We start from the raw sequence: 14,057 nt of genomic DNA on the forward strand, positions 1-14,057 counted from the left end.
ATATTAAGATAGATGGTGAAGGGAATAGAGGATGGGGCAAGTGAATCCTTTATACATAGAATTTTAAGGGGGTAAAAGCAATGACTAAAAAAGACGTTTTTAACGCTCGTTCGTCATTCGATCTTAATGGCAGCACATATAATTATTACCGCTTACAAGCTTTAGAGGAAGCAGGTTTAGGTAACGTATCTAAGCTGCCTTATTCAATTAAAGTATTATTAGAATCTGTTCTTCGTCAGGTAGATGGCCGTGTCATCACAAAAGAACACGTCGAAAACCTTGCAAAATGGGGAACAAAAGACATCAAAGATATCGATGTTCCTTTCAAACCATCTCGTGTTATTCTTCAAGACTTCACTGGAGTTCCAGCGGTTGTAGACTTAGCATCACTTCGTAAAGCAATGGCTGATTTAGGAGGAGATCCTGATAAAATCAATCCAGAAATTCCAGTAGACCTCGTTGTCGACCACTCCGTACAAGTTGATAAAGCAGGTACAGCTGACTCGTTACGAGTTAATATGGACCTTGAGTTTCAACGTAATACAGAGCGCTATAATTTCTTAAGCTGGGCTCAAAAATCATTTAATAACTATCGTGCAGTTCCACCAGCTACTGGTATCGTGCACCAAGTAAATTTAGAATATTTAGCAAACGTTGTTCATGCTGTTGAAGAAGACGGTGAATTCGTGGCTTTCCCTGATTCTCTAGTAGGTACTGACTCTCATACAACGATGATTAATGGTATCGGTGTTTTAGGATGGGGTGTTGGTGGTATTGAAGCTGAAGCAGGCATGCTTGGTCAACCTTCTTATTTCCCAGTTCCTGAAGTAATCGGTGTTAAACTTGTGGGTGAATTACCAAACGGTACTACAGCTACAGACTTAGCATTAAAAGTTACGCAAGTGCTTCGTCAAAAAGGAGTAGTCGGAAAATTCGTTGAATTCTTTGGTCCTGGCGTAGCAGAACTTCCACTAGCTGACCGTGCAACAATTGCTAATATGGCTCCTGAATACGGTGCAACATGTGGGTTCTTCCCAGTGGACACAGAGGCACTCGCATACATGCGTTTAACAGGACGAGATGAAAAAGACATTCAGGTTGTCGAACAATATACAAAAGCAAACGGTTTATTCTTTACACCAGAAAATGAAGATCCAATCTTCACTGACGTTGTTGAGATTAACCTTGCCGAGATTGAAGCGAATCTTTCTGGTCCAAAGCGTCCGCAAGATTTAATTCCACTTTCTCAAATGCAAAAAGAATTCAAAAAAGCTTTAACAGCTCCTGTTAGCAACCAAAGCTTCGGACTTGATGCTAAAGATGTAGATAAAGAAATTACATTTAAGCTTGCAGACGGTTCAGAAACAACAATGAAAACAGGTGCCATTGCTATTGCGGCTATCACAAGCTGTACGAACACATCAAATCCTTACGTATTAGTAGCAGCTGGTTTAGTTGCGAAAAAAGCAGTAGAAAAAGGATTGGATGTTCCTGCTTACGTGAAAACTTCTTTAGCACCGGGTTCAAAAGTAGTAACGGCTTACCTGCAAAATTCAGGGCTGCTTCCATACTTAGATAAAATCGGCTTTAACATCGTAGGTTACGGCTGTACGACTTGTATCGGTAACTCAGGTCCATTAGAAGCTGAAATTGAAGCAGCGATTGCAGACAGTGACTTGCTTGTAACGTCTGTTCTTTCAGGAAACCGTAACTTTGAAGGTCGTATTCACCCATTAGTAAAAGGTAACTACCTTGCTTCTCCACCACTTGTTGTAGCATATGCACTAGCTGGAACGGTAGATGTGGATTTACAAAAAGATCCAATTGGCATTGATACAGATGGCAATGAAGTATTCTTTAGCGACATCTGGCCTTCTCAAGATGAAATTAAAGAAGTTGTTAGCCGTACCGTAACGCCTGAGTTATTCCGTAACGAGTATGAGCGCGTATTCGATGATAACGAGCGCTGGAATGAAATTAAAACGAGCGAAGATGCTCTTTACACATGGGAGAATGACTCAACATACATTCAAAATCCACCGTTCTTTGAAGGCTTATCAGAAGAGCCAGGTGAAGTAGCACCATTAAATGACCTTCGTGTAGTAGCAAAATTTGGTGACTCAGTAACCACGGATCACATTTCACCAGCAGGTTCAATTGCAAAAACATCACCTGCAGGTCTTTACCTTCAAGAAAACGGTGTAGAACCAAAAGACTTTAACTCATACGGTTCTCGTCGTGGTAACCATGAAGTGATGATGCGCGGTACGTTTGCAAATATTCGCATTAAAAACCAAGTAGCTCCTGGTACAGAAGGCGGCTGGACAACATACTGGCCAACCAATGACGTAATGAGCATTTATGATGCTTGTATGAAATACAAGGAGCAAAATACAGGTCTAGTTGTACTTGCAGGTAAAGATTACGGCATGGGAAGTTCTCGTGACTGGGCAGCAAAAGGAACAAACCTTTTAGGTATTAAAACAGTAATTGCTGAAAGCTTTGAGCGTATTCACCGTTCAAACCTAGTATTAATGGGTGTTTTACCTCTTCAATTTAAAGATGGTGAAAGTGCGGATACGTTAGGTTTAACTGGAAAGGAAACAATTGCAGTAGCAGTTGATGAATCAGTAAAACCACGTGATTTTGTAAAAGTAACAGCAACTGATGAAGCTGGAAACAAAAAAGAGTTTGAAGTACTAGTTCGTTTCGACAGTGAAGTTGAAATTGATTACTATCGCCACGGTGGTATCCTTCAAATGGTACTTCGTGATAAATTACAGTCTAAAACACATGCGTAAGTTATAAAGTAAAAGAGCGGTTCTCGTGAGCCGCTCTTTTTTTATGTAAACGCACCGTTTTCGACAAAAAATGAGAGAGAAATATGCTATATTATAAAATAAAATGCCCTATAAAAGGATTATTTTAGCAGATATTGCACATATCTATTAGTACATATATTATCACTTTTTAAAAGAAATAAAGGAGCCGATTATATGGTTAAAAAAATAATTGCGGCCTTGCTGCTGCTAGGCTTTCTTAGCTATGCATTTTGGCAAGGGCTTTCTCCAAATGAAGCATCCGATAATTCTAACTTAAGCGAATATAAGGATTTAAATATCAAACAAGGCGACAGTGCTCGTCAGGCTTCGGGTCAAGCTTATGGGTTGGAACCAAAAGACGCAGCGCCTCCGTTTACACTTTCAGATACGAACGGGAAATCCGTTCAATTATCGGACTTTAAAGGAAAAAAAATCATTTTAAACTTTTGGGCAACATGGTGTCCGCCGTGTCAAAAAGAAATGCCCGACATGCAAGCATTTTATGAGAAATATGGCAACGATGTACAGCTGCTTGCGGTTAATTTAACTTCATCAGAAGGCAGTAAAAAAGCAGTATCTAAGTTTCTTAAAGAAAAACAATTTACGTTTCGTGTATTATTGGACGATCAAGATACTGTAGGAAGTAAAAAATATCGAGTCTCTACCATTCCGACATCTTATTTTATAGATGAACAAGGAAAAATTGTTCAACGAGTCAATGGCCCAATGACTCTTAAACAGATGGAAACCTTTGCTCAACAAGCAGCGAATTAACTTCGCTGCTTGTTTTATTAAAAATGAACCTTTTTTATTTTACGATCGTATGTATAGATAAGTCAGTAAATATGTCAAATTTTCTTACAACTTTTTAAAAAGTATGTTTACTTATCTGACAAATTGGTTACAATATAGATAGTTGTATGATATCAGTTTCTTTAGATTTTTCAGATTTTTCATAAAAATTACATAAAGTAGGTGTTATAATCATGAGAAAATTACGCAAACGTTCATTTGAGGAGTTAGTACAAGAAAATAAAACACAGCTGTTAAAAGATCAGTCCGAAATTGAGCGCATTGAAATGGAAATTGAAAAGCGTTTAGAAGATCGTATGCTTGAAAGAGCTGAATAAGTTTAAAGTAAGTTGGTTAGAGTAACGGTGAGGAGGGGATAAGCATGGGAAATCCTAAAAAACAAAGCAAACCTTTTGTTCCGAATCATATCGGCACTCAACCGAGAGAAGCCGGTGGAAATAACGGAAAACAAATGCAAGATAAATCGGGCAAGCATCCTCAAGTTATTCAAACCAAAGGTGAATGAATAAAAAGTCGCTGAATACAGCGACTTTTTATTATTTAAATTCTACCGTAAATAAATAAACGTAAGGATTGCTCGAAATAAGCTCTTTGATAACTTCTCCATCATCGGTTGAGAGCGGAGCAACTCGTGCGCCACTGCCATCGTCACCAAATAAAGCAGCAACTGGGTATGTTTTATCCATTTTGACTGTTTGGTTTTTCTCTAATCCGGTAAAGGAATAGCCGTTCATTTTTTGGTGCTTATCCGCTTCTATCCCTAGGTTTGTATCGGGGTTTCCCACATTAAACATAACTTTTTGGTTATCGTCATCAATTCTATATGTAATAACAAACAGGTCAAACTCTTTTGAAATAGTCAACCCACCTGAGAATAAAGGTTGTTTGGCTTTTCCATTTTCATAATAAGTAGCTTTTACGTAAGCTTCTTTTGCGCTATTAGGGGATTTGACATCGTATGCAATTATATTGCTTTTGTAGTCTACGTTTGTCACAGCCAACATTTTTTCTTCATGTTTTGAGTAATGATGAGGCTTGATAGAAGCATTTGTCATCAATTTTGATGCCAACGAGGTTTGCGACATAAAAAATAAGGTCAGCACTGCAATACAGAACACGCTTAGTAATGCTATCGTTCGTTTCGTCATAGTCATTCCTCCTTTGTATGTATAAAATACCATATTATGTATGTTTTATATATATTTTTTAAATTTATCATAATTATATTATGTAAACTAAAATCATTTTTTTCCACTTATAGAGATGAGCAAATCCGGCATACTACAATTGTAACAAAGTTATTTTGAGGAGGAAGATACAATGGCATGGAATAAACCGAATCCAGATGATCGCAGTGACAACGTTGAAAAATTGCAAACAATGGTTCAAAATACAATGAAAAACATTGAAGAAGCAGAAGAAGCTGCTGCATATAGCACTGAAGAAGAACGTCAGCGTATTCAGCAAAAAAATCACAATCGTGAAGTAAGCATTGAAGCAATGCGCAGCGAAATAAAAGATGAGTCAGAAGCTCGTCAAAATGGCTATGAAGGTACGATTTAATACGTAAAACAGCAACAATAAGCAGCTAAAAATAAATGGTTTTAGCTGCTTTCTTTATATATTTTTTTAGTAAGGTGAACAATAATACAAACTAGCAAAGAGGTTTACGTAGGTGAAAAAGCACGTAAAAAAGAAAGCAGTAAGGAGTTTGGTCAGTTTATTTATCGTCTTGATTATTGTGGGCGCTTATCACACGCATAAGCCCTTGCCTAAAGGAGTTTCATACGAAAGTAATCCCCACAAGGTTGAAGGTGTATTTCTTTTATCAGATCTAACGTATCAAGATCAACAGACGTCTGTATCCGAACAGCATATTTTTCAAGCAGTTACTAATGCGATTGATCAAGCAAAAGCTTTTATTATTATGGATATGTTTCTATTTAATGGCTACTATAACGAAGGCGAAACATTTCCTCATCTTAGTGATACGCTTGCAAGTAAGCTAATTGAAAAAAAACGAAAACATCCTAATATCGAAATAATCTTTATTACAGATGAAATAAATACAACGTACGGCTCACATGATTCAAAGTGGTTAGATTCACTGCGGCTAAACGGAATCAAAGTGGTACAAACCAATTTATCTAAGCTCAGAGACTCCATTCCACTGTATTCTGCAGTATGGAGAACTTTTGTTCAGTGGATGGATGGGTGAAAAAGGAACCGGATGGATAACAAATCCTTTTGGAACCAATGCGCCTAACGTGACGGCTCGTGCGTATCTTAAGTTGTTAAATGCAAAAGCTAATCACAGAAAAGTAGTAGCAACAGATCAAAGCGTTATTATCTCCTCTGCCAATCCTCACGATGCAAGTTTTTATAATTCCAACATGGCCTTTGAAGTAAAGGGAACTATCATTGGAGATGTTGTAAAAAGCGAACAAGCCGTGTCTGATTTTTCTTACGGAGGAAGACTACCTCTATATAAAAAGAAAGAAAAAGAAAAGGGAAGCCTCTATGTTCAGCTGTTAACAGAAGGGAAAATCTATAAACACGTATTAAATGACTTGCGTCATGCTAAAGAAGGTGACGATGTGTGGCTTGGCATGTTTTATCTTGGAGATCGAGACGTAGTAAAGGCGCTTTTGAAAGCTTCTAAACAAGGAGCAAACGTACGGTTAATTTTAGAGCCTAATGAAAATGCGTTTGGAAGAAAAAAGTTTGGACTGCCTAATCGGCCAGTAGCAGCAGAACTTGTAAAGAAATTCAAAGGAGATATTAAAATTCGCTGGTATCATACGGGAAAAGAGCAGTATCATTCTAAAACTTTATTTATTCGAAACAAAAGAAGCGCAACTATTATTGCAGGAGCAGCAAATTTCACAAAACGAAATTTAGATGACTTGAACTTAGAAACGAATATTAAAGTATCAGGATCTTCTAACAAAAAGGTCATGACCGAACTAAACGCTTATTTTGACCGCCTATGGACAAATAAAGACTACACATATACACTTCCTTATAAAAGGTATGAAAATAAGATGACGCGGCTGGAAACACTGGTATATCGCATTCAAGAAGCACTTAGTCTTACAACATATTGAGTAATAACCAAACCAGTAGGAGTATATTCTCCTTGTATGGTAAGATAAAACAGGAACAGTGCAAGAGGAGGTAGAATTATGCTAGTATCGAGGAAAGAAATCGAAGTGCGCTACGCAGAAACCGATCAGATGGGCGTTGTGTATCATGCTAACTATTTAGTATGGATGGAAATAGGACGAACGCAGTTTATCAGTGATTTAGGTTTTAGCTATGCACAAATGGAAAGAGACGGTGTGCTATCGCCAGTTATTGATATACAGGCGTCGTATAAAAAACCGCTTCATTATGGCGAGAGTGCTGTAGTACATACTTGGGTTGAGAGCTATGACGGTCTACGCGTTGTGTATGGCTATGAAATTTTTAATTCAAATGAAGAACTTGCTTTAACAGGAACATCGTCACACGTATGTGTAAAAAAAGAAAACTTTAAGCCTATTTCTATTCGCCGTAACTATCCGGAATGGCATAAAGCCTATGAAGATGCTAAAAAGAAGAATTAAGCGTAAGAATAAAAAGCATCGATAAATCGATGCTTTTTATTCTTACGCTTCGTAATGAAAGTCAGGTTCTTTTGTCTCTTCATTATAATTTACAGTCAAATCATGACCATCAAAGTACCAAAGGTCTTCATCTTCTACGAAGAATGTTAAACCGTCCACTTTTGTTTCAACGCCAACGTTTTTAGGAGAATCTGTGTTTACACCTAAAGAAAAACCTTTTTGAACATTGCTGCATCCGCCGTAGCGAACAAAAAAGCGAATTGTTTCGTTTCCTTCTAGCATCATTTCATCTTTGTACCACGTAGCTGCTTCTTCTGTTACTGTTAATTTCATTAATTATGCTCCTTCCAATACTGCGGATACATTTATTATAGTAGAAAGCCAGATAAATTACCAATATATACGAATTCAGCTAGGAAGGAATAAGATAAAATAAAACGATTTAATATAGAGGCGAATGCTTCATTTCTATATTAAATCGTTTCATTTTTTCATTTGAAATCATATTGTTTCCCGATGGTTTCCCAGCAGTGAACGCAGTAGCGGCTTCCTTCTAGCTGTGAATCCATTTTCTTATTTCGTTTGCAAATAGGGCATTTTTTCTTCATATTATTCACCTCCTTATTTTAGTATCAGTATAACTAATAAATAAGGAATGTATTCGCTTACATAACTGTTTGAAAAAAGAAATAAGAGGAAGATTCTCTTATTTCTTTTTACCTGATAAAAATGTGACTTTCGGTTCTGTTTTGTTAAGAATTCGAGTAATGTTCGCTCTGTGTCTGTAAATGACAAACGCTACAATTAAACCAATAATCATAATGAGCATGTAGTCTTGTTTAAATAGAGTGTAGATAAATGTTAATACTCCAGTAACCATGGATGATAGTGATACATACTTCGTTATGTATAAGCAGATAAAAAAACATAATAACACGAAAACAAATAAAAGAGGTTCATAACATAAAATCACTCCAGCGGATGTGGCAACAGCTTTTCCGCCTTTAAATTTTGCGAAGATAGGAAAGATATGACCAATGACAGCAAATAAACCAATGAAGAGAATGTTTTGATTCGTATCAAATAAAAGCGGTAAAGAAGCTGCTAGGGTTCCTTTTAGAATGTCTCCAAGCGTAACGATAATTCCGGCTTTTACGCCCAATGTACGAAATGAGTTGGTACCGCCTAAGTTGCCGCTTCCATGCTCTCGTATATCGATGCCGTATCCTAGTTTTCCAACAACTAGTCCAAAAGGAATAGAGCCCAAGATATAGGCAAGAATAGGTAATAAATAATTCATGTTTGAAAGCTCCTTTATTTCTATATCGTTTCTATTTTACCATGAGATACTTAAAAAAACATAGCTAGTTTTCGGTGAGAGACAATTATTTTTACAAAAGAAGACGTTTACAAAAATAGAGAAAACGGGTACTATATGCAGGAAATCAACTGTAAATCGCGAATGTTGTTCAGTACACATTATATAGGTAAGAGAGGTAATAAACATGTCCATTAAAATTCCTTCCCGTCAAGAGCTTGGTAAAATATTGAAAAAAAGCAAGCGCATTGCTGTAGTAGGTTTATCAGATAACCCTCATCGAACGTCTTATATGGTTTCAGAAGCCATGCAGCAGCAAGGTTATGAGATTATTCCGGTGAACCCAACAATCGATTCAGCGCTTGGGATGAAAGCCGTATCTTCATTAAAAGAAATTGAAGGTCATATTGATATAGTTAACGTATTCCGTCGTTCTGAGCATTTGCTTGAAGTTGCAGAAGAGTTTTTACAAGTAGATGCAGACGTGTTTTGGGCACAATCTGGTCTAATTAATGAAGAAGCATATGACCTGCTCGCTAAAAAAGGGTATACTGTAGTTATGGATCGTTGTATAAAAGTCGAGCATGCTTTAACAAAGTAAGACCTATACGCCGAACAGCCAACCCATGCACACTGCTTGCATGGGTTTCACCATGCGTTGAAATAGTAAGCGAGTTTCCGCTACAATAGACGTTAGGCAGCTAACTTTATAATGCTTATAATCCATGAATACACAAGATATTGCTTTTATAATACGGAAATTTGTGCTAAAATCTTGTAAGTACGCAAAAATAGAAACATACGTTCTGTTGATGCGAACACTATAAAATTCAAGATAGGATACATGATCATTTATTCTTAGACAAGAAACGCAAGTGTTTGTGTTTCATACATAATGTAGTAATGTTCGTTGTGATGAAAGGGGTAGTATGAATGGCTCGGAAACAACAATTTAATTATAATGAAGATGCAATTCAAGTACTAGAAGGATTAGATGCCGTTCGTAAACGTCCTGGTATGTATATTGGAAGTACGGATACACGAGGTCTGCATCATTTAGTATATGAAATCGTCGACAACTCTGTCGATGAAGCATTAGCAGGCTACGGAGAAGAAATTATTGTAACCATTCACAAAGATAATTCAATTTCTGTACAAGATAAAGGTCGAGGTATGCCAACGGGCATGCATAAACTAGGGAAACCAACGCCTGAAGTTATTTTAACCGTCTTGCATGCAGGAGGTAAATTTGGACAGGGTGGATATAAAACGAGTGGAGGCTTACATGGAGTAGGTGCATCTGTTGTAAATGCGCTATCTGAATGGTTGACCGTTACCATCCACAGAGATGGATTTATTTACGAACAGCGCTTTGAAAATGGAGGAAAGCCGGTTACAACGCTAGAGAAAATAGGGAAAACGAAAAAAACAGGAACAACGATTCACTTCAAGCCTGATGCCACGATTTTTTCAACAACCGTGTACAATTATGATACGCTTTGCGAACGACTGCGTGAATCGGCATTTCTGTTAAAAGGATTCAAAATAGAATTAATCGATAAAAGACATGATCGTCACGATATCTTTCATTATGAAACAGGTATTCAAGCCTTCGTTTCATACTTAAATGAAGAAAAAGATTCACTTCATCCAGTCGTCTTTTTTGAAGGAATTCAGCACAATATTGAAGTTGAATTTGCGTTTCAATTTAATGATGGTTATTCTGAAACGATTTTATCATTTGTTAATAATGTTCGTACTAAAGATGGAGGAACGCATGAATCCGGCGCAAAAAGCGCTATGACGCGTGCATTTAACGAATATGCCCGTAAAGTAAACCTATTAAAAGAAAAAGATAAAAACTTAGAAGGAACCGATATCCGAGAAGGTTTAGGAGCCATCGTTTCTGTTAGGATACCTGAAGAGTTGCTTCAGTTTGAAGGACAAACAAAAGGAAAGTTGGGTACAAGTGAAGCTCGTTCGTCCGTAGATGGAGTCATTTCTGAAAAACTTGCCTATTTTTTAGAAGAAAATCCGGACGTAAGCTCTCTTCTTGTAAAAAAAGCAATCAAAGCTGCTCAAGCGCGTGAAGCAGCACGAAAGGCAAGGGAAGACGCAAGAAACGGGAAGAAACGCAAGCGTCAAGAAACCGTTCTAAGCGGAAAGTTAACACCTGCGCAATCGAGAAATCCTCAGCGAAACGAACTGTACTTAGTCGAAGGGGATTCTGCCGGAGGTTCAGCAAAACAAGGAAGAGATCGCCGCTTTCAAGCAGTGCTGCCACTGCGAGGGAAAGTTATCAATACTGAAAAAGCCAAGCTTCAAGATATTTTTAAAAACGAAGAAATTAGTACGATCATCCACGCAATAGGCGGAGGAGTAGGCGCAGATTTTACAATTGATGATATTAACTACGATAAAATTGTCATTATGACCGATGCCGATACGGATGGTGCTCATATTCAAGTCCTTCTGCTAACGTTTTTCTATCGCTATATGAAACCGCTTGTGGAAGCAGGAAAAGTATTTATTGCTCTTCCTCCACTCTACAAAGTAAGTAAAGGTTCAGGTAAAAAAGAAGTAGTTGAATATTCATGGAGTGACGAAGAATTGCAAGGTGCTATTGATAAGGTAGGAAGAGGCTATATGATTCAACGCTATAAAGGTCTCGGTGAAATGAACGCAGATCAGCTTTGGGAAACAACAATGAACCCAGAGACGCGTACGTTAATTCGTGTTCGTATTGATGATGCTGCTCGCGCTGATCGTCGTGTGACCACTTTGATGGGCGATAAAGTAGAGCCTCGTAGAAAATGGATTGAAAGCAACGTAGCGTTTGGATTGGAAGAAGATCCAAACATTTTAGATAACGAAAATGTATTAACGGTCGCAGAGGAGGATGTACAATGACACAAACAGAACGCTTTTTAGATTTACCTCTTGAGGATGTACTAGGCGACCGTTTTGGTCGATACAGTAAATATATTATTCAAGAGCGTGCACTGCCGGATGCAAGAGACGGGTTAAAACCCGTTCAGCGCCGTATTTTATACGCAATGCACGTAGATGGAAATACAACAGAAAAAGGTTTTCGCAAGTCAGCCAAAACGGTAGGGAACGTAATTGGTAATTACCACCCTCATGGCGATTCATCTGTATATGATGCTATGGTTCGAATGAGTCAAGAATGGAAAGTTAGAAATGTATTAATCGAAATGCACGGAAACAATGGAAGTATTGATGGAGATCCCCCAGCAGCAATGCGTTATACAGAAGCTCGCCTTTCATCGATTGCTGCAGAACTTCTACGAGATATCGACAAACAAACGGTTGAGTTTGTGCCTAACTTCGATGATACAAGCAGCGAACCAACCGTGTTACCGGCTATGTTTCCTAATTTGCTAGTGAATGGATCAACGGGTATTTCAGCTGGTTATGCTACAGAACTTCCTCCTCATCATTTAGGTGAAGTAATCGACGCAACGATCATGCGAATTGATAAACCAACGTGTACAATTGAAGAGTTAATGACGGCTATTCAAGGTCCGGATTTTCCTACGGGAGGCATCATTCAAGGTGCAGACGGAATTAAGAAAGCCTACGAGACAGGTAAAGGAAAAATTATTATTCGCGGAAAAACGGAAGTGGAGTCCATTCGCGGGGGAAAACAACAGATTGTTATTACGGAAATCCCGTTTGAAGTAAACAAAGCTAACCTTGTTAAGAAAATGGATGAGCTTCGTTTAGATAAAAAAGTGGAAGGTATTGCCGAAGTTCGCGATGAAACAGATCGTACCGGTCTGCGCATTGTAGTAGAACTGAAAAAAGACGCAAATGCTCAAGGAGTACTTCACTTTCTTTACAAAAATACGGACCTGCAAGTGCCGTATAATTTTAACATGGTTGCTATCGCTAAAAAGCGACCAAAGCTTATGAGTTTGGCTAGTATTCTTGATGCTTATATTGATCATCAAAAAGAAGTGGTAACCAACCGTTCTAAATACGAACTGCAAAAAGCACGTGAACGTGAGCATATTGTAGCAGGGTTAATTAAAGCACTGTCGATTTTAGATGAAGTTATTGCTACTATTAGAGCTTCTAAAGATAAGCGCGATGCTAAAAATAATTTAATTGCCAAATATGAATTTACAGAACCTCAAGCAGAAGCGATTGTGTCGCTTCAATTATACCGTTTAACAAACACAGATATTACGGCTCTACAAGCAGAAGCTGAAGAGCTAGGTGCTAAAATTAGCGAGTTAGAAGACATCTTACATAGCGAGAAAAAACTTTTTAGTGTAATCAAAAAAGAATTACGCCGTGTGAAAAAGCAATATAGTACAGAACGCCGTTCAAAAATCGAAGCGGAAATCGAAGAAATTAAGATTAATTTAGAGGTAATGGTTCCATCTGAAGAAGTGATGGTGACAGTCACAAAAGACGGATACGTAAAACGAACAAGCCTTCGTTCTTACGCCGCTTCTAATGGGCAAGATTTCGGTATGAAAGATACGGACCGAATCTTAGCTAAGTATGAAATTAATACAACCGAAACGCTGCTTATTTTCACAAACAAAGGCAACTATTTGTATATGCCGGTGCACGAACTTCCTGATATCAGGTGGAAAGACATGGGGCAGCATATCATGAACATTGTTCCAATTGATAAAGAAGAGCAAATTGTAAGAGCGATACCGGTAAAAGAATTCAAAGAAAATCAGTACCTGCTTTTCTTTACGAAAAATGGTATGGTCAAAAAATCAGAATTACTTCAATATAAAGCACAGCGCTACTCTAAAGCTCTTGTTGCCGTTAATTTAAAAGGCAATGATGAAGTAGTCGATGTATATCAAACGGATGGTAAAAAACAAGTGTTTATTGCCACTCGCTCTGGCTATGGACTGCGTTTCCCGGAAGAAGAAATCAATATTGTAGGAACTCGCGCCTCTGGTGTGAAAGGAATTAACTTAAAAGACGATGACTATGTTGTAAGCGGCGTTATCTTTGATGAAGAAGAAGCTCTATCAACTGAATTGTTTATCGCTACGCAGCGAGGAGCTGTGAAAAAGACAAAAGTTACTGAGTTTGAAGAATCAGCACGAGCAAAACGAGGGCTAGTGATGGTCCGAGAACTAAAATCTAATCCGCATCAAATTGCAAAAGTAAAAATAATCTCTAAAGAACATTACATGATAGTGGAATCATCTAAAGGTCAAATCGAGCAGGTTGATCCCGGTTCAATGCGAGCTAGCGACCGATACAGCAACGGTTCATTCGTATTAGACCAAAGCGAAGCCGGCAATTTAGTTGATGTGTGGCTGGAAGAAAAATAACAAAAAAGTAGTAAAGCTTTAAAAGCTTTACTACTTTTTTTGCCAAATATTATTAAAATAAACTATGTTCTAAATAAACAATATAAAAATAAATTTCTACACTTTATCCCATATAAACATCATAGTGTTCCTACCCAAGCCTCCAAGCCTCTAAGAAACTTTT

The 14,057-nt window shown here is 37.8% G+C and carries 14 protein-coding genes; 11 read left to right on the forward strand and 3 right to left on the reverse strand.

Annotation, left to right across the window (positions count from 1 at the left end; genetic code table 11):
* The first annotated feature begins 80 nt into the window (after nucleotides 1–80).
* The 4 genes from acnA (at nucleotide 81) to ACLHDF_RS21970 (ending at nucleotide 4,140) form a co-directional block, all read left to right on the forward strand.
* Nucleotides 81–2,801 (forward strand): aconitate hydratase AcnA, encoded by a 2,721-nt coding sequence (gene acnA, locus ACLHDF_RS21955; protein WP_413920736.1) that lies wholly within the window; start codon nucleotides 81–83, stop codon nucleotides 2,799–2,801.
* A 195-nt stretch (nucleotides 2,802–2,996) separates the two neighbouring features.
* On the forward strand, nucleotides 2,997–3,596 hold the full coding sequence (locus tag ACLHDF_RS21960; RefSeq protein ID WP_413920737.1) for a redoxin domain-containing protein: 600 nt from the start codon (nucleotides 2,997–2,999) through the stop codon (nucleotides 3,594–3,596).
* A gap of 212 nt (nucleotides 3,597–3,808) precedes the next feature.
* Complete coding sequence (locus ACLHDF_RS21965; RefSeq protein ID WP_013057252.1) at nucleotides 3,809–3,952, forward strand: FbpB family small basic protein; 144 nt, start codon at nucleotides 3,809–3,811, stop codon at nucleotides 3,950–3,952.
* 44 nt (nucleotides 3,953–3,996) lie between these two features.
* Nucleotides 3,997–4,140 (forward strand): acid-soluble spore protein N, encoded by a 144-nt coding sequence (locus ACLHDF_RS21970; protein ID WP_043982832.1) that lies wholly within the window; start codon nucleotides 3,997–3,999, stop codon nucleotides 4,138–4,140.
* A gap of 31 nt (nucleotides 4,141–4,171) precedes the next feature.
* Here ACLHDF_RS21970 and ACLHDF_RS21975 read toward each other — a convergent pair whose 3' ends face one another.
* Nucleotides 4,172–4,783, reverse strand: coding sequence for a hypothetical protein (locus ACLHDF_RS21975; protein ID WP_413920738.1), 612 nt, complete (start codon nucleotides 4,781–4,783; stop codon nucleotides 4,172–4,174).
* Between the two features lie 172 nt (nucleotides 4,784–4,955).
* Between ACLHDF_RS21975 and tlp the strand changes: the two genes are divergently transcribed.
* The 4 genes from tlp (at nucleotide 4,956) to ACLHDF_RS21995 (ending at nucleotide 7,243) form a co-directional block, all read left to right on the forward strand.
* Nucleotides 4,956–5,198 (forward strand): small acid-soluble spore protein Tlp, encoded by a 243-nt coding sequence (gene tlp, locus ACLHDF_RS21980; protein WP_413920739.1) that lies wholly within the window; start codon nucleotides 4,956–4,958, stop codon nucleotides 5,196–5,198.
* Nucleotides 5,199–5,310: 112 nt separating this feature from the next.
* Nucleotides 5,311–5,853, forward strand: coding sequence for a hypothetical protein (locus ACLHDF_RS21985; protein ID WP_413920740.1), 543 nt, complete (start codon nucleotides 5,311–5,313; stop codon nucleotides 5,851–5,853).
* A complete protein-coding gene (locus tag ACLHDF_RS21990; protein ID WP_413920741.1) occupies nucleotides 5,831–6,742 on the forward strand; it encodes a phospholipase D-like domain-containing protein in 912 nt (303 codons plus the stop codon). The genes ACLHDF_RS21985 and ACLHDF_RS21990 overlap by 23 nt, the downstream gene beginning before the upstream one ends.
* 78 nt (nucleotides 6,743–6,820) lie before the next feature.
* Nucleotides 6,821–7,243 carry an acyl-CoA thioesterase gene (locus ACLHDF_RS21995; protein WP_413920742.1) on the forward strand — a complete coding sequence of 141 codons (423 nt, stop codon included), beginning with the start codon at nucleotides 6,821–6,823 and terminating at the stop codon, nucleotides 7,241–7,243.
* Nucleotides 7,244–7,285: 42 nt separating this feature from the next.
* Here ACLHDF_RS21995 and ACLHDF_RS22000 read toward each other — a convergent pair whose 3' ends face one another.
* Both ACLHDF_RS22000 and plsY read right to left on the reverse strand, forming a co-directional pair.
* Nucleotides 7,286–7,576 (reverse strand): HesB/YadR/YfhF family protein, encoded by a 291-nt coding sequence (locus ACLHDF_RS22000; RefSeq protein WP_061859795.1) that lies wholly within the window; start codon nucleotides 7,574–7,576, stop codon nucleotides 7,286–7,288.
* Nucleotides 7,577–7,949: 373 nt separating this feature from the next.
* Nucleotides 7,950–8,543 carry a glycerol-3-phosphate 1-O-acyltransferase PlsY gene (gene plsY, locus ACLHDF_RS22005; RefSeq protein WP_074680976.1) on the reverse strand — a complete coding sequence of 198 codons (594 nt, stop codon included), beginning with the start codon at nucleotides 8,541–8,543 and terminating at the stop codon, nucleotides 7,950–7,952.
* Between the two features lie 205 nt (nucleotides 8,544–8,748).
* On the opposite strand from plsY, the gene ACLHDF_RS22010 reads away from it, so the two are divergent.
* The 3 genes from ACLHDF_RS22010 to parC all read left to right on the forward strand — a co-directional run bounded on the left by ACLHDF_RS22010 (nucleotide 8,749) and on the right by parC (nucleotide 13,894).
* On the forward strand, nucleotides 8,749–9,162 hold the full coding sequence (locus ACLHDF_RS22010) for a CoA-binding protein (RefSeq protein WP_413920743.1): 414 nt from the start codon (nucleotides 8,749–8,751) through the stop codon (nucleotides 9,160–9,162).
* A gap of 332 nt (nucleotides 9,163–9,494) precedes the next feature.
* Nucleotides 9,495–11,471 (forward strand): DNA topoisomerase IV subunit B, encoded by a 1,977-nt coding sequence (gene parE, locus ACLHDF_RS22015; protein WP_413920744.1) that lies wholly within the window; start codon nucleotides 9,495–9,497, stop codon nucleotides 11,469–11,471.
* Nucleotides 11,468–13,894 (forward strand): DNA topoisomerase IV subunit A, encoded by a 2,427-nt coding sequence (parC, locus tag ACLHDF_RS22020; RefSeq protein WP_413920745.1) that lies wholly within the window; start codon nucleotides 11,468–11,470, stop codon nucleotides 13,892–13,894. The genes parE and parC overlap by 4 nt, the downstream gene beginning before the upstream one ends.
* Nucleotides 13,895–14,057 lie beyond the last annotated feature (163 nt).

This window comes from Priestia megaterium, from assembly GCF_046599315.1.
GTDB classification, from domain to species: Bacteria; Bacillota; Bacilli; order Bacillales; family Bacillaceae_H; genus Priestia; species Priestia megaterium_F.

What these genes read in the sequence shown, in the direction of transcription:
- ACLHDF_RS21995 (WP_413920742.1), top strand. Translation starts at nt 6,821, where the DNA reads ATGCTAGTATCGAGGAAAGAAATCGAAGTGCGCTACGCAGAAACCGAT.
- ACLHDF_RS21960 (WP_413920737.1), top strand. Translation starts at nt 2,997, where the DNA reads ATGGTTAAAAAAATAATTGCGGCCTTGCTGCTGCTAGGCTTTCTTAGC.
- ACLHDF_RS21975 (WP_413920738.1), bottom strand. Translation starts at nt 4,783, where the DNA reads ATGACGAAACGAACGATAGCATTACTAAGCGTGTTCTGTATTGCAGTG.
- ACLHDF_RS21970 (WP_043982832.1), top strand. Translation starts at nt 3,997, where the DNA reads ATGGGAAATCCTAAAAAACAAAGCAAACCTTTTGTTCCGAATCATATC.
- ACLHDF_RS22010 (WP_413920743.1), top strand. Translation starts at nt 8,749, where the DNA reads ATGTCCATTAAAATTCCTTCCCGTCAAGAGCTTGGTAAAATATTGAAA.
- ACLHDF_RS22000 (WP_061859795.1), bottom strand. Translation starts at nt 7,576, where the DNA reads ATGAAATTAACAGTAACAGAAGAAGCAGCTACGTGGTACAAAGATGAA.
- tlp (WP_413920739.1), top strand. Translation starts at nt 4,956, where the DNA reads ATGGCATGGAATAAACCGAATCCAGATGATCGCAGTGACAACGTTGAA.
- parC (WP_413920745.1), top strand. Translation starts at nt 11,468, where the DNA reads ATGACACAAACAGAACGCTTTTTAGATTTACCTCTTGAGGATGTACTA.
- acnA (WP_413920736.1), top strand. Translation starts at nt 81, where the DNA reads ATGACTAAAAAAGACGTTTTTAACGCTCGTTCGTCATTCGATCTTAAT.
- ACLHDF_RS21965 (WP_013057252.1), top strand. Translation starts at nt 3,809, where the DNA reads ATGAGAAAATTACGCAAACGTTCATTTGAGGAGTTAGTACAAGAAAAT.
- parE (WP_413920744.1), top strand. Translation starts at nt 9,495, where the DNA reads ATGGCTCGGAAACAACAATTTAATTATAATGAAGATGCAATTCAAGTA.
- plsY (WP_074680976.1), bottom strand. Translation starts at nt 8,543, where the DNA reads ATGAATTATTTATTACCTATTCTTGCCTATATCTTGGGCTCTATTCCT.